This is a genomic window from Bacteroides sp. AM16-13 (genome assembly GCF_003602705.1).
GTDB classification, from domain to species: Bacteria; Bacteroidota; Bacteroidia; order Bacteroidales; family Bacteroidaceae; genus Bacteroides; species Bacteroides xylanisolvens.
The window spans coordinates 1-17,749 of record NZ_QTLK01000045.1; the positions used below are offsets into that span (position 1 = coordinate 1).

The 17,749-nt window shown below is 38.3% G+C and carries 17 protein-coding genes, 1 tRNA gene and 2 pseudogenes; 6 read left to right on the forward strand and 14 right to left on the reverse strand.

Annotation, left to right across the window (positions count from 1 at the left end):
* Positions 1-85 precede the first annotated feature (85 nt).
* Positions 86-526 carry a DUF3872 domain-containing protein gene (locus DW173_RS22830; protein ID WP_120145293.1) on the forward strand — a complete coding sequence of 147 codons (441 nt, stop codon included), beginning with the start codon at positions 86-88 and terminating at the stop codon, positions 524-526.
* A gap of 56 nt (positions 527-582) precedes the next feature.
* On the opposite strand, the gene DW173_RS22835 is transcribed toward DW173_RS22830, so the two are convergent.
* The 12 genes and pseudogenes from DW173_RS22835 to DW173_RS22890 all read right to left on the reverse strand — a co-directional run bounded on the left by DW173_RS22835 (position 583) and on the right by DW173_RS22890 (position 9,144).
* On the reverse strand, positions 583-2,301 hold the full coding sequence (locus DW173_RS22835) for a DUF262 domain-containing protein (RefSeq protein ID WP_120145294.1): 1,719 nt from the start codon (positions 2,299-2,301) through the stop codon (positions 583-585).
* Between the two features lie 184 nt (positions 2,302-2,485).
* A complete protein-coding gene (locus DW173_RS22840) occupies positions 2,486-2,692 on the reverse strand; it encodes a DUF3873 domain-containing protein (RefSeq protein WP_120145295.1) in 207 nt (68 codons plus the stop codon).
* 24 nt (positions 2,693-2,716) lie between these two features.
* Positions 2,717-2,929: a hypothetical protein gene (locus DW173_RS22845; RefSeq protein WP_120145296.1), complete on the reverse strand. Its 213-nt coding sequence runs from the start codon at positions 2,927-2,929 to the stop codon at positions 2,717-2,719.
* Between the two features lie 43 nt (positions 2,930-2,972).
* On the reverse strand, positions 2,973-3,494 hold the full coding sequence (locus DW173_RS22850) for an antirestriction protein ArdA (RefSeq protein ID WP_120145297.1): 522 nt from the start codon (positions 3,492-3,494) through the stop codon (positions 2,973-2,975).
* A 299-nt stretch (positions 3,495-3,793) separates the two neighbouring features.
* Positions 3,794-4,246 carry a RadC family protein gene (locus DW173_RS22855; RefSeq protein WP_007216044.1) on the reverse strand — a complete coding sequence of 151 codons (453 nt, stop codon included), beginning with the start codon at positions 4,244-4,246 and terminating at the stop codon, positions 3,794-3,796.
* A gap of 258 nt (positions 4,247-4,504) precedes the next feature.
* Positions 4,505-4,768, reverse strand: a pseudogene (locus tag DW173_RS24450) (ORF6N domain-containing protein); the annotation flags it as partial.
* Positions 4,769-4,789: 21 nt separating this feature from the next.
* Positions 4,790-5,056: pseudogene (locus tag DW173_RS24455) on the reverse strand (ORF6N domain-containing protein); the annotation flags it as partial.
* An 11-nt stretch (positions 5,057-5,067) separates the two neighbouring features.
* Complete coding sequence (locus DW173_RS22865; protein WP_007483943.1) at positions 5,068-5,643, reverse strand: site-specific integrase; 576 nt, start codon at positions 5,641-5,643, stop codon at positions 5,068-5,070.
* 75 nt (positions 5,644-5,718) lie between these two features.
* Positions 5,719-6,948 (reverse strand): site-specific integrase, encoded by a 1,230-nt coding sequence (locus DW173_RS22870; RefSeq protein WP_118308302.1) that lies wholly within the window; start codon positions 6,946-6,948, stop codon positions 5,719-5,721.
* Positions 6,949-7,222: 274 nt separating this feature from the next.
* Positions 7,223-7,295, reverse strand: a tRNA-Lys gene (locus DW173_RS22880).
* 94 nt (positions 7,296-7,389) lie between these two features.
* Entirely contained in the window at positions 7,390-8,523 is a 1,134-nt protein-coding gene (locus DW173_RS22885) for an AI-2E family transporter (protein WP_120145298.1), read from the reverse strand.
* 21 nt (positions 8,524-8,544) lie between these two features.
* A complete protein-coding gene (locus tag DW173_RS22890; RefSeq protein WP_004299175.1) occupies positions 8,545-9,144 on the reverse strand; it encodes a thymidine kinase in 600 nt (199 codons plus the stop codon).
* Between the two features lie 140 nt (positions 9,145-9,284).
* On the opposite strand from DW173_RS22890, the gene DW173_RS22895 reads away from it, so the two are divergent.
* From DW173_RS22895 to DW173_RS22915, 5 genes are all read left to right on the forward strand, one after another.
* On the forward strand, positions 9,285-9,878 hold the full coding sequence (locus DW173_RS22895; RefSeq protein WP_120145299.1) for a hypothetical protein: 594 nt from the start codon (positions 9,285-9,287) through the stop codon (positions 9,876-9,878).
* A 12-nt stretch (positions 9,879-9,890) separates the two neighbouring features.
* Positions 9,891-10,565 carry a 16S rRNA (cytidine(1402)-2'-O)-methyltransferase gene (gene rsmI, locus DW173_RS22900; protein ID WP_004299177.1) on the forward strand — a complete coding sequence of 225 codons (675 nt, stop codon included), beginning with the start codon at positions 9,891-9,893 and terminating at the stop codon, positions 10,563-10,565.
* A 33-nt stretch (positions 10,566-10,598) separates the two neighbouring features.
* Positions 10,599-11,456, forward strand: a complete 858-nt coding sequence (locus DW173_RS22905; protein WP_004299178.1) for a hypothetical protein — start codon at positions 10,599-10,601, stop codon at positions 11,454-11,456.
* A 96-nt stretch (positions 11,457-11,552) separates the two neighbouring features.
* On the forward strand, positions 11,553-12,245 hold the full coding sequence (locus DW173_RS22910; protein WP_120145300.1) for a YjjG family noncanonical pyrimidine nucleotidase: 693 nt from the start codon (positions 11,553-11,555) through the stop codon (positions 12,243-12,245).
* A gap of 61 nt (positions 12,246-12,306) precedes the next feature.
* Positions 12,307-12,957 carry a MarC family protein gene (locus DW173_RS22915; protein WP_004323496.1) on the forward strand — a complete coding sequence of 217 codons (651 nt, stop codon included), beginning with the start codon at positions 12,307-12,309 and terminating at the stop codon, positions 12,955-12,957.
* Positions 12,958-13,482: 525 nt separating this feature from the next.
* Here the strand turns inward: DW173_RS22915 and DW173_RS22925 are convergent.
* The gene (locus tag DW173_RS22925; protein ID WP_120145302.1) at positions 13,483-14,895 is read right to left on the reverse strand and encodes a RagB/SusD family nutrient uptake outer membrane protein; all 1,413 of its coding nucleotides are present in this window, start codon (positions 14,893-14,895) and stop codon (positions 13,483-13,485) included.
* A 19-nt stretch (positions 14,896-14,914) separates the two neighbouring features.
* On the reverse strand, positions 14,915-17,749 hold a 2,835-nt coding region (locus DW173_RS22930; protein ID WP_004323494.1), incomplete at its 5' end, for a SusC/RagA family TonB-linked outer membrane protein.

A 17,749-nucleotide genomic window follows, 5' to 3' on the forward strand; every position in this document is an offset into this window, starting at 1 on the left:
TCGAATACAATTATTATACAACATAAATTGAAAACTAACATATGGACTGAAATTTATAATGTGATAAACTAACCTATTATATATAATGAATATGAGAAAGATTTTAAGCCGTATTTTGATAGGCTGCTATGTAATGGCCGCCTTGCTATTGGTGGGTGCGTGTAATGACGATGTGGATATACAGCAGTCTTACCCGTTCAGTATCGAAACGATGCCTGTACCGAAAAAATTAAAGGTGGGTGAAACGGTGGAAATACGCTGCCAACTTCACCGGGACGGGCGGTTTGAGGAAACAAGGTATTTCATCCGCTATTTCCAGCCGGACGGGGCGGGAACGCTGAAAATGTCCGATGGGACGGTTTTACTGCCGAATGACCTGTACCCGCTTCCGGGTGAAACACTCCGGCTGTACTATACCTCTGCATCCACCGACCAGCAAACGGTAGATGTGTATTTTCAGGATAGCTTCGGGCAGTTGCAGCAGCTTACGTTTTCATTCAATAATGATAATGAAACTAAAGAATAGTAATATATAAAAAGAATCCCTTTAATCCAAAGTTAAAGGGATTCTTTTTATATTTATCATATTGTAAGATTCTCCAAAAAATTAGATAACAATTTCTTTCTACCATTTATAAATTCAATAAATGAATCAAAATCATATGAAGCAATAATGGGTATAGAATGCCTTTTTTTAAAGTTATCATCTCTTGTTTTAATCCATTCATTAAATGGCTTAGCACTTTTCTCTTTATTTTCTGTTTCGTCCAATAACTGTAGATTTAATATTGTATTATAATAGGTTTGATATAATTTTATCTTATCACTATTATACCCTCTTTTTCTCAACTTAGCTTCTGTAAATTCTGATTTTGGGAAAATATGGTCTTCGCTAAATCTGCAATCTTTCCAATCTCTGTTTGGATAAAATAGAGATAATATCAAATAACTATATTTAGTTCCATAGCTATATCTCAATATATTATCAATTTCATCTTTACTAAAAGATGAAATTACATTGAGCTTCTGATTAATTTCTGAGCATGGAAAATTCTCACTGTTAGTTTGATTTAAAATAATATCTTGAATAGATTTTAAAGTATTATCAGTAGAACTTCCAAACATATTTTTCAACAAAGCAATAGCAACCCATTTTTGTATTCTAAGTTGATTCTTTATATCTTCTGCATTAGTTGAATTGACATAATTACTTTTATTTACTTTCTTCAAATATAATGCAATTGGGAGTAAAACTAATTTGGCTACAAGATTTTTATCATTAAAACCGAATTTATTAATTAATTTTACAGAGTCACTTATGGAAGTTTGAATATTTGTCCAATTTTCCTCTATTAGTTCCAAATTACTCTGTGTAAAATTACCAACTTTGTATTGAATTGGAAGATGGTCTGTCAAATATAAACAGCCCTTTAATACAAAGTCCTTCCCAAATGAATATCCGTTACCTATTGAATTTATTTCATCGGTAAAAGAATATATTTCCTTTCGTGCATTCAAATTCTTCCATTTTGCTGTTGCTGTCGATAAAAGGATATCACTATATTCCAATTTTACACCTCCAGTATTTGTTCTTATAAAAATTTCAACTACCTTGTCATATTCTTGAGATTTTTCTTCATATATATTGATAAATTTCTCTGTGAACAATCTTGAATGTAACTCTTCTATTAGTTCAACCGCATTTTCTTTAAATGAACTATCTACACTAATATTTGATAGTTTCTCCCGAATATCCTTTCTTGCTGCACTTGCTGTATTAAAATCTAAAATATTGCTGACTAAATACCAATATTGTGGAGTGGAGTCATTAGCATTGATAAAATCATTCTCTCTAAATTGAAACTGATATGTAAGTTCTTCAGGATTATCGCCATTAGTAGGTTTCTTAAATAAGTTAAGGTATAGTCTTGTCTTACGCCATCTGTAATAGAAGAAGCTATATGAGCCTTTTAGTCCTATCAATAATGAAGTAAGCCTCTGTTGTCCATCCAATACTAAATAAATATCTTGATTCACGCCTGACAAATTAGCTTCTTCATTGTGTGGGTCTGTTTTATCAAAATCAGTTACAAACTGATAAGCAACCCAATCTTTTTTCTTCTCCTCTCTTATTTTCCAAAACAAAAAAGAGCTAATCGGATATCCACACATTATTGAATCAAACAGTTTCTCTATACTATATGTATTCCATACATACTCTCTTTGTATTGCAGGTAAGAAAGTATTTCTATTTACATAATCGATAATTGTTTCACTTATAGTTTTAGATGTATAACTCATGTTTCCAGGTATTAATTAATATTATATGCAAATATACATAGATTAGAAATACAGTAACCACTTGAAGACATCTTTTTCTCATATATGGGTGGGAAGATTATAAAAAGGGGCTTTACTACTTTCTTTTCCATTCGAGTTCATGAAAGAAAGTAGTCCGACAAAATTTCTTCTGCCGGATTTATTCTTATTTCTGTATTTTTAGCCATTCATCCCGCCTCCCGCGGCACTCGTCAAGTGTTTTGGCAAGCGTGGAGAACAGTTCTCCATCCGTATGGCGGTAATCATATTGATAATAGATTTGACCCCTAAATGCGCCTAAACAGCATTTTACATATTTTTCTTCTCCCAGTGTTTGAGTAATGCTTACCCCGTTTTTGTTTAAAGTTTCCATACTACTATAATTTACAATGAGTTATCAGATAATCAGAAGTGAAAGCAGTACAATGAAAATAAGCGCCATACAAAACAGGTAAACGGCAGAGATAAACAGCCGGAGAACGAACCGGATAATAAAAAAGCCTATAATTAGGGCTATCCACATTCCGGCGGTGCTGGTGGCTGCCTGATAGATGATAAAAACAAGTATAAACCATCGTAAAAAAGTCGTTATCTTATTACATACTTTCATTGTCTTGGTGTGTTGTGGGTGGATTGCTCCACCCGGTTAGTAATCAGGCGCAACGGAAAACAAAGCCGTTATCCATCCAGTAATCAGTTATAAACAGGTCACGGGCAAAAGCCGAATAATCAAAGTAGGTCTTTGCGAACTCCGGCAGGTCGTAACATTCCTCTACGATTTCATAGGCGTAATTTTCCTCGTCTTTATATTCGTCCTCAAAAGAAGAAATAAGGTCGTCCGCATCTTCTTCGCTTATATCGCTGTTGTGGTGGTCGCACCACACGAAAAACGCTTCCTGCTCGGTTTCGCTTAGTTTCTCGATGGCATCCCGAAGCTCAAAGAACTTATCAGAGAGCCAACATTCGGTAATCAGGGCTTCCGGGATATTCTCGTAATCCTGAAACATAAATTCCGGGTCTTGCTCGTCCTTGTGCAGTTCCCGGCACGCTTCCATAAATTCGTCTTTGTCCCAATAGTCGAAAAGGTCTAACCACTTGCCGAAAAGTGAACCACTGTTATACTTGTTGTAAGTACCTACATAAACTCTTGCTTCTGATAATGTTACTGTTTCCATGACTTTTGAATTTTAATCGTTTACATCGCTTGTCGCCCACCACATAAATTTTTCCTTTAACTGAATGGGAACATTGTCTTTTCAAAGGTTCGGGACTGGTACAGGGCAAATTATTATTTATGAAATACTACCCGTAGGTGTGGAGATTTCTAAAAAATAATTTGAACAGTAACAGGCACGGATATACCTTTGACAATGTTCCAATCAGTTTTAGGGAAAATTTTTCTCTTGCTTAAGAGGATAAGAAACAAAAGCCATCAGGCTTTTTGTATTGGGTAATGAGAGAGTAAAAAAAGGGCTTATAAAAGCCCCTCGTCTGTAAAACTGTAATAGCTTTCTTCTGTCAGGATGATATGGTCTAACAGGTGTAAATCCAAGACCTTGCAGGCTTCTTTTATTTTTGAGGTGATTTGCTTGTCCGGTTCGCTCGGACGTAGATTGCCCGATGGGTGGTTATGTGAGAGGATTATGCCCGAAGCATGGACTTTTAAGGCAGTTTGCAGGATGATTTTCACGTCCATTACAGTTTCAGCCATGCCGCCTTTAGAGATAAGGGAAACGCCTAAAGCCTTATTTGCCCGATTGAGGAACATTACATAACTTTCTTCGTGGTGTTCCATACATTCGGAATAGAAAGGTTTTAAGTAAGAATAAGAAGTTTCAGAAGAGAGTATTTTTATTCTTTCGGATGCTTTTACATTGTCTTTATAAGAGATAGTGATTTCCGGCATGGTAAATTCTGTTGTTTTCATAACGCTTGAATTTTAAATTAAACAATAAGAAATTTTGCCGGACACCCACAGTTTGGCGGGGACTTCAACCTAATCTTTTCAAAAAATACGACCCGTAGGTGTGGAGATTTTTTAGAAAACCGGAACGGCTCGGATTTGGTATTTGTCTCCGCCGGGCTGTAACTTTGCTAAAATTTGTGATTGAGATACATTACTTTAGGGAACTAAAAAAGGGGTATCACTGGTGACACCCCTTAGACAACCGAATACCTTAAATAGTTATTCGTCATAGGTTCTATATCCTATCGGCTTGCGTGGCTTCGGTTCGGGTTTGCTTAATAACTGGGTCAATGCTTGGTACACCTCGCTGAATTGTGCATCCGTACTCTGTTCCAGTTCTTCGATGCGTTTAAGAAGTTCCTCGTAACCGATTGACATTTGCCGCATGAGGACGAAAGCACGCATGATGGAAATATTCACCTTAACGGCTGTATCACTTCTTAGAACGGATGAAATCATGGCGACCCCCTGCTCGGTAAACACGAAATTTTGATAACGAGAGCCACCCCATCTTGAGGTCACAGTTTGTGACCTCAAGTTAGTTTCATCATCTGCTCCTTTCTCTAAGGTTGCTATTTGCGACCTTAAACATTCAGTTTCTTCTTTGGTAAGTTCAAACATAAAATCGTCCGGGAAACGGTCGAGATTACGTTTTACAGCCTGTTTCAAGGCTTTTGTTTCCACTTGGTAAAGTGCCGCAAGGTCGCTATCGAGCATAACCCGGTAACCCCTGATTTCATAAATCTTGCTTTGGATGATTTGTAAGTCCATAATTTTTTTATTTAGATATTTATAATGTTGTTCCCTTTTAATTTCTCTGAAACTGTCTTCATTGCTTTGTATAGCTGAAAGTCTGTGATTTTGGAATTGCCTTGTACTTTTCTTCCTATAAGTTTATTTACTATCGAAGTTTCTAAATCGTTACCCATTATGATAGTACAAATGAATGTGTGTCTTGCAAAATTAAAAGTAAGATGTTTCTCTAATTTACATTCTTTACCTACTTCTTTAAGATAGTAATTTGTCTTTTGAATACTGGGTACAGGCAGTAATGAACCTGTTTCATTTGAACTGTTCCTATATTTTTCTATAATAGTGCGAGATATGTCTAAAAGTGGTATTTTTATCGGGGTATTACTTTTCTGCACATATATCTTTAGCCAATATTTCCCATCAGGAGTAATGACCAAATTGTTAATAGTCAAATTTTTAATGTCATTATAACTTAATCCGGTGAAGCAGGAGAAAAGAAATATATCCCGGATTTTATCTAAACGTGTTATTGTAAACCGGGCTTTCAGGATAAGATTAGTTTCTTCCAATGTCAGGGAAGTATTTTTGATTGGTAGCGATTTCATATATCAATTATTTATAGGATTATTAATATGTAGGTAAATAGGAACTTATCACAAACTGTGATAAGTTCCGGAGCGTTATACAGTAACAAGGCATTTACTGTTGAGCTTTTGTGCCAATAGTTCCATGTCATTGCTCAATTTCGTGTCTATTACCTTTGCGTAGATTTGAGTTGTCCGAATATCTGTATGACCTAACATCTTTGAAACGCTCTCGATAGGCACGCCATTAGCCAGTGTAACAGTCGTAGCGAATGTGTGCCTTGCAAGGTGGAACGTGATATTTTTGTCGATACCACATAGAACGGCAATTTCTTTCAAATAATCATTCATCTTTTGATTGCTGATAACAGGTAACAACTGACCGTTTTTCAATTTCCCTTCATATTTGTTCAGGATGGCTTTAGGAATATCCAGCAAGCGGATGTTTGATGTTACTTTAGTCTTGTGACGTTTCTTTATAATCCATAGATTATCATCAAATGCCAAACGTATGTCGTTACTGGTTAATTCGCATATATCCACGTATGAAAGTCCCGTATAGCAGCTAAAAATGAAAATATCCCGTACCTGCTCCAATCGCTTTGAAGCAAAATCCTTATTGCATATCCTGCTTATCTCGTCCTTGTCAAGATACCCTCTTTCTATATACTCGAATTTCAGTTTATAATTGGCGAACGGGTCGGCTGTTATCAATCCTGTACCCTGTGCAAAGTTTACCACCGTGCGGAAACGCTGTATAAACTTCATTGCCGTATTGGGTGAACAATCGTGGTTCTTTATTATATACAGGTAGAAATTCTCAATAAATACTTTGTTGATTTGGCGTATAGGCAAATCCGATACACGATATTCGTCTTTTAGGAAATCAGTTAGGCGTAACTTTGTTAGTTCGTATCTGCTGTACGTTTTGGGTGTGGCTTCTCCTGCTTCGACCTTTTTCTTGTATTGGTCGTTGTGCTGGGTGAAAAAAGAAATAATGGTATTTGCTTCTTCCTCTTTTCCCAATAGTGCATTTTTCACGCTTTCGGGTGTAACATAGCTATCCCGCATTAATTGATTGTGGAAGTGGGAACGGATATTTGCTTTGATGTCGTCCAACATGGAATTAAGCCTTTGTATCTCCATTGATTTACCTATGGCTCTGCCGGATTTCCAGTTAGTTTCTAACACTTCTAACTTGGTATTGAATTGGGTCTGTTTGCCGTTGATTGTGATACGGGCATGAATGGGTACTAAACCATTCTTTTTCATCTTGTCTTTTTTCAGGTAAAACAATACGCTGAAAGTACTTTTTTCATTCTTCATAATCTCACTTTTTTTAGATTGCAAAACTAATTTTAATCACTGTAAATGAGATAAATAGAGTATAGACAAATCACGTCAAAAGTAAGCCATTTTCCGACAATCGTACCCCCTAATCGTTTTTTGGGGAAGGGGGTACGATTTGGATACTCAACCGTGTCTTTTCGTGCCCCTTTTTTGTCTTTTAAGCAAGACTGAAACAATAAAAAAAGTCCTACAATACGTTGATATTGTAGGACTTGTCTCTTTTTTGTCGCCGTTTGGCTTTGTTCTTATGTGATCCGCCTGGGGCTCGAACCCAGGACCCCAACATTAAAAGTGTTGTGCTCTACCTGCTGAGCTAGCGAATCAATCCTTATTTGCGAATCAGTTATTTCCTGATTGCGGGTGCAAAGGTAGTTACTTTTATTTAATTTGCAAGCATTCCGTAGAAAAAAGTTTCAATTATTTTTCCTTGTTATGGCTTGTTTCTTGATTATCAGTAGTTTCGGCTTCATCATATTTTATCTTTTCTTTGTTGATAATAAAGCGTTGGTAGTAGGAGAGCATTAAAGTTGTTAGTGGTAAGGCGATGATCATACCGAGCATTCCCATTAATGAACCCCAGATGGAAAGAGATAAAAGGATGATGGCAGGATTCAGTCCGGTAATCTTTCCCATGATTTTGGGGACAAGGAAGGTATCCTGTATGATTTGTACGATTGCAAAGACGGCTAATGCGCATGCAATGATAATCCAGAAATTCTGTCCGGTGTCGGCAGCTTTGAGGATTGCTAATAAAATAGTGGGAAGGAAGCCGATGATTTGCAAGTAGGGAACCATATTCAATGCTCCGATGAAAAGTCCTAAAGCAATAGCCATGGGGAAATCGATAATCAGGAAGCCAATGCTGAAAAGAATACCTACGCAGAAAGCAACCAAAGCCTGTCCACGAAAATATCTGTTCATACCATCCTGTACGTCGTGAACCAGATTGGAGGCAAACGTACGGTATTTATTGGGTAGCAGATGCAACCATCCTTCAGCTATTGCTTCGTAATCTAATAATATAAAGATTACATATAATAATATAATGAAGGAGGCAAGGATGCTGAATAGAATGTTGAGAGATTCTGCAAGCAAGGTCCACACTCTGGGGACGGTATCCTTGATTGCTGCCAAGATATTCTCTTCGCTTAATACACGGTTCAGTGCCTGGAGATCGATATTTTCGTGGATAAATTCAGAAAGACTCTTAGGCACATTGTTTCCGGCTCCATTGGTGAGGTAAGTCACCAGCAAGTCGTTCATTCTGCCTATTTCCGAAATCATCGGCGGCACTAATAGGTAGAATAAAGTGACTCCGATAACTGTAATAAGGAATAAGGAACAGAAGATGGAAATAATGCGGCTTTTTAATCGTAGCTTATACTGGAAGAATTTGACTAACGGATAGACCATATAAGCTATCAGCCACGCAATAAAGAAAGGTAATAACACTCCGCTAAGGCGTTCTACAAGCATTAATATTCCTACAACTAACACACATCCGATAGAACCGCGTATAAAACTGTCGAATGTTATCTTTTTCCTTTCCATAATCTTTTTCTTTTATAGAGTTTATACTTTCTGCTCATCTTCCCCTCGTGCACGGAGATAACATTCCCTGCACAGAGGCTCGTATTCGGCTGTTTCGCCTAAAAGAACCTGTTTCTCATTCTTGACAGTACGATGTGAGAAAGAAGCCAGCTGGCCACATTTCACACAGATTGCATGAACTTTGGAGACTTCATCGGCAATGGCGCATAATTGCGGCATTGGTCCGAATGGATTTCCTTTGAAGTCCATATCCAACCCTGCAATGATAACACGGATTCCATTATTGGCAAGCTGGTTGCATACATCAATCAAACCACTGTCGAAGAACTGTGCTTCGTCAATGCCTACTACATCTATCTCGGAAGTAAAGAGTAGGATACTGGCTGACGAATCGATGGGAGTGGAGGCGATAGAATGGCTGTCGTGAGAGACTACATCTTCTTCTGAATAACGGGTGTCGATAGCCGGTTTGAATATCTCGACACGTTGTTTCGCGAACTTCGCTCTCTTCATTCTACGAATCAATTCCTCTGTTTTTCCGGAGAACATGGAACCGCAGATTACTTCGATCCGGCCTCTTCTTCTAGTCTCCTGTATGTGGTCTTCTGAAAATAATACCATGAGATTTTGTGTTTTCTTGATTAAGTAAATATGTGGACAAAGGTAAGCAATTCAATGTGCAAGAACTGTTAAATTATCCATTATTTTAAGTTATTGCATAAATTATTCCTACATTCGCACCGTATAAACAATGGACTGACATGAAACAGAAGCTATTAACAGATATTGAGTTGGATGTTCATGAGTTGAAGTATCTCATGGATTCATTTACCAAGGAGCCGACTCCGACTTTGTCTGAACTGTTGAAGCGGAGCATTACACGGATGCAGGGACGTTTGGATGAACTGCAGCAGGAAGTGGATGCTGTTCAGGTGACTTCTGAATCTGTTGTTGTGAAAGAAGATGAGGAAGGAGAGATTATTGTTGCGGAAGAGAAACCAGTCGTAGTGGTAACAGAAGAAGGGAAAAAAGAGGAACCAGCAATTGTTGAGGAGCCTGTTGTTGAAACTGTTGTGAAAGAGGAAGAACCTAAATCGGTAGTGTTGGGAGAAAGTCTCAAACTATCTGCTGGCTTGCGACATGCTATCAGCTTGAATGATTCTTTCCGTTTCTCTCGTGAACTATTTGGAGGCGACACAGAATTGATGAATCGTGTTATTGAACAGATATCAGTAATGGGGTCCTACAAGACTGCGGTCGCATTTTTGTCCTCGAAAGTCGAAATAAATGAAGAAAAAGAGGCGGTGAACGACTTTTTGGAACTACTAAAGAAATTTTTTAATCAATCAGCATAAATCAAAAACAAGATGGGAAAGCTATATGTAGTGCCTACGCCGGTAGGGAATCTGGAGGACATGACTTTTCGGGCTATCAAAGTCCTGAAAGAGGTCGATCTGATTTTGGCGGAGGATACACGTACTTCCGGTATTTTGCTGAAACACTTTGAAATAAAGAATGCAATGCAATCCCACCACAAATTTAATGAACATAAAACGGTGGAAAGTGTTGTTAATAGAATAAAGGCAGGTGAAACGGTGGCACTAATTTCGGATGCCGGAACGCCTGGAATTTCCGATCCCGGATTTCTGGTTGTTCGTGAATGTGTGCGCAACGGCATTGAAGTGCAGTGCTTGCCGGGAGCAACCGCTTTTGTTCCGGCACTCGTTGCATCGGGATTGCCGAACGAGAAGTTCTGCTTCGAGGGGTTTCTCCCCCAGAAGAAAGGACGGCAGACACGACTGAAGACATTGGCGGAAGAACACCGCACGATGGTGTTTTATGAATCACCCCACCGTCTGTTGAAGACGTTAACACAGTTTGCCGAATATTTCGGTGCTGAACGTCAGGCAACCGTGTCGCGTGAAATATCCAAGCTCCACGAAGAAACAGTTCGGGGCAGTTTGGCTGAATTGATAGAACACTTTACCGCTACCGAACCCCGGGGCGAGATTGTGATAGTATTAGCAGGAATAGATGATTAAATAATTTCATTAAAAAACGTAAAACGTAAACGTATGAAAAAGTTAGCTGTTTTATTTGTATGCGTAGCCATGTTAGCTTCGTGTGATAGCTTTAAAGGTGGAAGTAAAGACCTGAAAGCTGAAAATGATTCTCTTTTGATGGAACTGAACCAGCGCAATGCTGAACTGGATGATATGATGGGTACTTTCAATGAAGTTCAGGAAGGTTTCCGTAAGATCAATGCTGCCGAAAGCCGTGTTGACTTGCAACGTGGAACCATCACTGAAAACTCTGCCAGCGCCAAGCAACAGATTGCTTCTGACATCGAATTCATCTCTAAACAGATGGAAGAAAACAAAGCGCAGATTGCAAAGTTGCAGGCACAGTTGAAGAACAGCAATTACAATTCTGCACAGATGAAAAAAGCTGTTGCCGCTTTGACTGCTGAATTGAACGCTAAACAACAACGTATCGAAGAACTTCAAACAGAACTGGCTTCCAAGAACATCCGTATCCAGGAATTGGATGCTGCTGTCAGCGACTTGTCTGCTGCTAAAGAAACGTTGGCTGCAGAAAACGAAGCGAAAGCTAAAACCGTTGCTGAACAGGAAAAGAGCTTGAATGCTGCCTGGTTCGTATTCGGTACTAAATCTGAATTGAAAGCTCAAAAGATTCTTCAGAGCGGAGACGTATTGAAGAGCGCTGATTTCAATAAGGATTATTTCACTCAAATCGATATCCGTACAACCAAAGAAATCAAGTTGTACTCTAAACGTGCTGAGTTACTGACTACTCATCCGTCCGGTTCTTATGAATTGGTAAAAGATGACAAAGGCCAGTTGACATTGAAGATTACTAATCCTACTGAATTCTGGAGTGTATCCAGATACTTGGTTATTCAGGTAAAATAAGGTAGACATCCCTTTTTGAATTGCCAATGTGCTGATTCCTGGATTCAAGAAATTAGCACATTGGCTTTTTTATTTCCTATATACGCATAACTACTGATGAAATATAAAAATCTCTTTTTTGATCTTGATGATACCATTTGGGCTTTCTCTCAAAATGCCCGTGATACTTTTGAAGAAGTATATCAGAAATATTCGTTCGACCGCTATTTTGATTCGTTCGATCATTATTACACCCTTTATCAACAAAGAAATACCGAACTTTGGATTGAGTACGGCGAAGGAAAAATAACGAAAGATGAATTGAACCGTCAACGTTTCTTTTATCCTTTACAGGCTGTGGGAGTGGAAGATGAAGCGCTTGCCGAACAGTTCTCGAAAGATTTTTTCGCGATTATTCCCACTAAAAGTACTTTAATGCCTCATGCAAAGGAGGTATTGGAATATCTTGCTCCTAAATATAACCTCTATATCCTTTCCAATGGATTCCGTGAATTGCAATCACGCAAGATGCGGTCGGCAGGAGTGGACGGGTATTTCAAAAAAGTGATTCTTTCGGAAGATCTCGGAGTGTTGAAGCCTTGGCCGGCGATATTCAATTTTGCCTTGTCTGCCACTCAATCCGAATTGCGCGAATCCTTGATGATTGGTGACAGTTGGGAAGCGGATATAACCGGAGCGCACGGAGTAGGGATGCATCAGGCTTTTTACAATGTGACGGAACGGACTACTTTCCTTTTCCTTCCCACTTATCACATACATTCCTTGAAAGAATTAATGGATTTATTATAGGTTTTCTGGATTAAGTCGTATTTTTGTTGCGTTTTAGTTTTGCATAAAATACGATATGATCATGGATAGTACGCTTCTGCCTTTTGCCTTACTTTGTTTCACTTCATTCTTTACATTGACCAACCCATTGGGAACGATGCCTGTCTTCCTTACCATGACCCATGGTATGACGGATAAGGAACGTCAGTCTATCGTACGTCGCGCCACCATTGTGTCGTTTATTACAATAATGGTATTTGTCTTTGCCGGGCAGTTTCTTTTTAAGTTTTTCGGTATTTCTACCAATGGCTTCCGTATTGCCGGTGGGGTGATTATCTTCAAGATCGGCTTTGATATGCTTCAAGCCCGTTATACACCAATGAAACTGAAAGATGAAGAAATCAAAACGTATGCGGATGATATCTCCATTACTCCTCTCGGCATTCCTATGTTATGCGGTCCCGGAGCGATTGCCAATGCTATTGTCTTGATGCAGGATGCACATTCTTATGAAATGAAGGGAATTTTGATCGGCACTATTGCCCTGATTTATCTGCTGACTTTCTTTATTCTTCGTGCTTCTACGAAATTGGTAAACGTATTGGGCGAGACGGGAAACAATGTAATGATGCGCCTCATGGGATTGATTCTGATGGTAATTGCGGTGGAATGTTTCGTCAGCGGATTGAAACCGATTTTGGTGGATATTGTGAGAGAGGGGATGCTTCCTTGATGATAATAAATGGATGACAACTATAAGGAATATTTTATTTTAAATTACTTTTGTAAAAAATAGATTCCCGAATTTTTTATAACTCCCTTAATAGAAATGAGACTAAAACCCCAAGGCTTGCCAAAGAGTTTAGTCTCATTTTTACCTTTATGAATCAGTATCTTTTTTATATCCTGAAATTGGATATATTGTATCTACTCTTCTTTATTTCATTAAAAAGAAGTGAATTGTTTATGGATTCTGATCAGTGGCAATATTTAAGCTTTCATTACCGTCGAACTCTGTCATTGGAATCATCATCGTCATTTCCCAGTCTTCCGGATCAATATAACGTCTGTAGTCTAATAGACGTGCTCCTTCTCCCCATAATTCGATACGACGCTGAAGTAAATGTTTCTTACGTAAAACTATTTATGTATATATTTATAAATAATAAGACCTGCAATTTCGATTAATTCTAAAATTGCAGGTCTCATCTACTTATTTAAAACTTATCCTTATATGGAGGCAATATTAAAAAATGTTTTATCGAGGTAGATTATCACTCCATCCCTCTGTTTGTATAACTCCAAAACCTGAATTAACTTCAAAAGAAGGTATTGGGTACACAAATTTGGCAATGTTGAAATTAGTATACGCTCCATCTGCCACACTAATAATTTTGCCTAATCTTCTTGCATCAAAGAAGCGATGTCCTTCTTGAACCAGTTCTAATTTTCTTTCTTTGTCAATCACATCAATAATCGTCTGATCCTCTGCAATTTCACTATCATCCAAATCCGGGTTTCTTTTTGCCGCTACTTCCAACAGTTTTTCTTTAGCTTTACCATAATCAGGAGTTGATTGTTTTGCATATGCTTCTGCCTGTATTAAATACATTTCAGGCAGTCTGAAAACCGGCAAGTTAGAAATCTGATTATTGGTTGTGATACCACGCATTTTTCCACCAGTCCACGTACCGCCAAGAAGTGACAGACGAATATCATTAGAAGAATATTCTGCTATTGTTGCGCTGTTAATAGACAAACCGTATTTATTCCATAAAGTATTCAGAGCATTAGCAGATAAATAATCATCTTCGGCTTTTGCTATAAAGAAAATGTCTTCTGTCGAAACAGCCAATGTCGTGTACATATTCTTATAGTCTTCTTTGGTTGATACAATTGTACCACCACTTAGGGTTATTGCCTCTTGAGCCGCCGTAATAGCCCCTTCGTAATTTTTCATATAGAGTTTTACGCGAGCTTCAAGTGCAGCAACTGCAGCCGTATTCATATACTGTTTACCTACATTTTCAACACCTTCTTTAGCATAATATTCTTTAGCCTTCGTTATATCATCAAGAATCAGGCTATAATTTTGTTCTACACTGACTCTTGACACCTGTGAATAGGCAGGGACGGGCTCAGTAACGTTTACGATACCTAATGTCGTTTTGTTGGCTTCCGAATATGGCAAACCAAACATGTTAGTCAAATAGAAAGAGCAGAGGGCTTTAATTGCATAGGCTTGAGCGATGCATCCTTCCACTTCTGTCAGATCCCCCTTTGTTACTTCTTTAAATGAAGCACCTTCTTTAATGATACGTGCACAACGGTCGATAGCCCAATATCCGTATGCCCATATTTCTTCTATGTATGAATTAGTATCCAATATCTGATAGCGGAAGATGTCATAGAAATGAGACGTTGCAACGGAATGTGAAGTGATATCCGTTGGCGCATCTCCAATTGCTAATACATCACGTCCCAGAAAACGATATGAACCTAATGTGTAATATACACCATTTAAAGCATTCTGAAAATCTTGGGTAGTAACCAAGGCTTCTTCTGTCGGAACAGAAGTTGATGGCGTTTCTGTCAAGAAGTCATCGCATGCGGTGAATGAAATTGCCATCCAACCGGTTAATAAAGCAAATAATATTTTCTTCATTGTCATAAATTTCTAAAGTTATTTTTTAGAAGCTAAGATTAAGACCGAACATGATATTTCTAGGTACAGGATATGCCCAAGACTGCATACCGGTAGATCTAGTTTGTGGATCAAATCCTATAAAATCTTTAGCAGTGATAGTGAACAAATTGTCAGCAGAGATATAAACTCTTAAATTGTCAATAGCCACTTTATTCATAAGGTTCTTCGGAAGAGTATATCCTAAAACCATGGATTTCATTCTCAAATAAGAACCGTTCATTAAGAAACGGCTGGAATTAGTTTCTGCTCCCGAGTTGTCTCCAGCTACAAATTTGGGTACGTCGGTTATATCTCCCGGCTTTTGCCAGCGGTTGTCATAAACATAGTTAGATACCGGACCTAAGAAATAATGTCCAACTTGCATATCAAATGCAAATCCGGAGTTATATACTTTATTTCCCAAGGTGAAACTGGTATCAAAAGAGAAGTCAAAACCTTTGTATTTGAAATTCATTCCAAAGCCACCATAAAATTTAGGATCGGCAGAACCTACAATTCGCTGACCGGCCTCATTTACATTTTTTGTTTTCTCATCCCCTTCTTGTCCTTTATACCACATTGCTTCTCCTGTTTCAGGATCCACTCCTGCATATTCCGGCATATAGAATGTATTATACGCCTCGCCAACTTTTCTGATAGTTAGAGTATTCTCAATTGGTTTTTCTGTGGCAAGTTTTATGATTTTATTTTTATTTGCCGTACCAGTGAAACGAACATCCCAACTGAAATCCTTATTTCTAAGTACGTTAGCGTTAATCAAGAATTCTATACCTTTGTTTTCCATCTCACCTACATTTTTTAGGATAGACCCGAATCCAGTTGTGTAAGAAAGTGGTACATCAAATATCATATCTTTTGTCCGTTGGTTATAATAGTCTACTTCGAGTGTCAGTCTTTCGAAGAAAACAGCATGGATACCGATATCGGCTTTTGCAACAGTCTCCCATTTTAGATCCGGATTGGCTATTTGGTAAGGAATAGCTCCTGGTTTACCATTATAAGAATATCCATAATTATATAATCCCATTGCTGCATAATAACCAATATCCTGATTACCTACAGTTCCATAACTACCTCTGATAGTCAAATCTGTCAACCAACTTTTGGTATTTTCCATAAAGCTTTCGTTAGAGATGCGGTATTTTGCTCCTATAGACCAGAAAGGAGCCCATTTGTTGTTTACACCAAATCTTGACGAGCCGTCATAACGGAAACTGCCTGACAGATAATATTTATCATTCAAGTTATATTCTGCATTCATAAAGAATGAAGAAAGAGTGCTTGCTTTGGTTGAAGATCCCGCCCCTGTTGGCTTGGAAGCATTGTCCAATTCAAAAACAGCATCACTAGGATATCCACTGGCAGCTGCATAAATTGTTCTATAAGATATTTTCTGTGCTTCTTGTCCCAACAATACATTCAAATGATGCATGTCTTTGAAAGTGCGGTTGAAGTTTACGGTATTGGTAATGGTCAAGGTTGTTGCCCTTTCCTGATTTCTTTGACCAAGCATACCGCTACCGGAATATTGAGGATTATAAATTGAACTGTAAAAGAACTCGTCCAAGTCAATTAAGCTCAATCCTGCATTTGTCTTCCATGTTAAGCCATCAATAATATTATAAGTAAAATATGGATTCACAACCAATGTAATCTGCTTTTGATTGCGTTTATCACCTTTTTCTTTATCGTTAATGGCTACAGGATTATAATTAACATTTGTATTATATGTTCCATCTTCATTGCGCACCTGTTCAAACGGACGGATGTCATATACTGCTACAATAGGATTAGTATATTGGCTTTCAGTCATAGTATTGTTTATATCGGAGAGTGCTCCATTCACCGAAAGTCCATATCCTATCCGCCCGCTTTTTCCATCTAAACTAATACGTCCGCTATAGCGTTTCATTCCAGTTCCGATGACGATACCTGTATTCTGAAAATATCCTCCACTAATATAATAGCGCAAATTTTCATTCCCACCTTGAGCACTGATATCATATTCTTGTGAAAAACCATTTTGCAGAATCTCCTTCAGCCAATCCACACTCTTGATATTTTGCGTCAAGTCCACATTATACCAATCCATAACATAGGCATTCAGCCATTCAGCAGAAGTCATGCCATCCTCACCGTCATATCCTGCATTTGTTAGTCCTTCGGTCCAGATCTCTTTGTATTTATCCAGATTTGTCGTACGATAATTATGATCTATCTTACCTACAAAACTAGTTCCGACTTTTGCATTCACATTAAAACGCGCTTTTCCCAGACTACCTTTTTTAGTAGTAACTACAATTACTCCATTCGCTGCACGAGCTCCATAAATAGCTGTAGCTGTAGCATCTTTCAAAACTGTGATGGACTCAATGTCGTTAGGATTGATATTAGCCATCGGACTTGCCGCCATATCCCCTGTCCCGGCTTTGTTATAAGCCCCCATTTTGTCTGTGTAAATGGCAATACCATCAATTACGTATAAAGGTTCGGTTCCAGAATTCATTGAACCAACTCCACGAATAGTAGTAGAAGCGTATGCACCAGGTTGTCCAGTCAAGCTATTTACTTGTAAACCAGCTACTGATCCTTCCAAAGACTTCATAAAGTTTGCATCTGTTTTTTTCATCAAGTCCTTGTTATCCACCGTTTGGGCAGATCCCGTAAATGCCGCTTTTTTAGTTACCCCATATCCGGTTACCACAACCTCATCTATTAGCTGTGCATCAGATTTGAGAACCACTCGCAAATTGGGCTTTATCGCCACTTCCTGCGTCTGCATACCAATGTACGAAATCTGCAAAGTCTTTGCAGAACT

Coding starts and splice junctions, on each gene's coding strand:
- DW173_RS22830 (WP_120145293.1), top strand. CDS start 86: ATGAATATGAGAAAGATTTTAAGCCGTATTTTGATAGGCTGCTATGTA.
- DW173_RS22835 (WP_120145294.1), bottom strand. CDS start 2,301: ATGAGTTATACATCTAAAACTATAAGTGAAACAATTATCGATTATGTA.
- DW173_RS22840 (WP_120145295.1), bottom strand. CDS start 2,692: ATGGAAACTTTAAACAAAAACGGGGTAAGCATTACTCAAACACTGGGA.
- DW173_RS22845 (WP_120145296.1), bottom strand. CDS start 2,929: ATGAAAGTATGTAATAAGATAACGACTTTTTTACGATGGTTTATACTT.
- DW173_RS22850 (WP_120145297.1), bottom strand. CDS start 3,494: ATGGAAACAGTAACATTATCAGAAGCAAGAGTTTATGTAGGTACTTAC.
- DW173_RS22855 (WP_007216044.1), bottom strand. CDS start 4,246: ATGAAAACAACAGAATTTACCATGCCGGAAATCACTATCTCTTATAAA.
- DW173_RS22865 (WP_007483943.1), bottom strand. CDS start 5,643: ATGAAATCGCTACCAATCAAAAATACTTCCCTGACATTGGAAGAAACT.
- DW173_RS22870 (WP_118308302.1), bottom strand. CDS start 6,948: ATGAAGAATGAAAAAAGTACTTTCAGCGTATTGTTTTACCTGAAAAAA.
- DW173_RS22885 (WP_120145298.1), bottom strand. CDS start 8,523: ATGGAAAGGAAAAAGATAACATTCGACAGTTTTATACGCGGTTCTATC.
- DW173_RS22890 (WP_004299175.1), bottom strand. CDS start 9,144: ATGGTATTATTTTCAGAAGACCACATACAGGAGACTAGAAGAAGAGGC.
- DW173_RS22895 (WP_120145299.1), top strand. CDS start 9,285: ATGAAACAGAAGCTATTAACAGATATTGAGTTGGATGTTCATGAGTTG.
- rsmI (WP_004299177.1), top strand. CDS start 9,891: ATGGGAAAGCTATATGTAGTGCCTACGCCGGTAGGGAATCTGGAGGAC.
- DW173_RS22905 (WP_004299178.1), top strand. CDS start 10,599: ATGAAAAAGTTAGCTGTTTTATTTGTATGCGTAGCCATGTTAGCTTCG.
- DW173_RS22910 (WP_120145300.1), top strand. CDS start 11,553: ATGAAATATAAAAATCTCTTTTTTGATCTTGATGATACCATTTGGGCT.
- DW173_RS22915 (WP_004323496.1), top strand. CDS start 12,307: ATGGATAGTACGCTTCTGCCTTTTGCCTTACTTTGTTTCACTTCATTC.
- DW173_RS22925 (WP_120145302.1), bottom strand. CDS start 14,895: ATGACAATGAAGAAAATATTATTTGCTTTATTAACCGGTTGGATGGCA.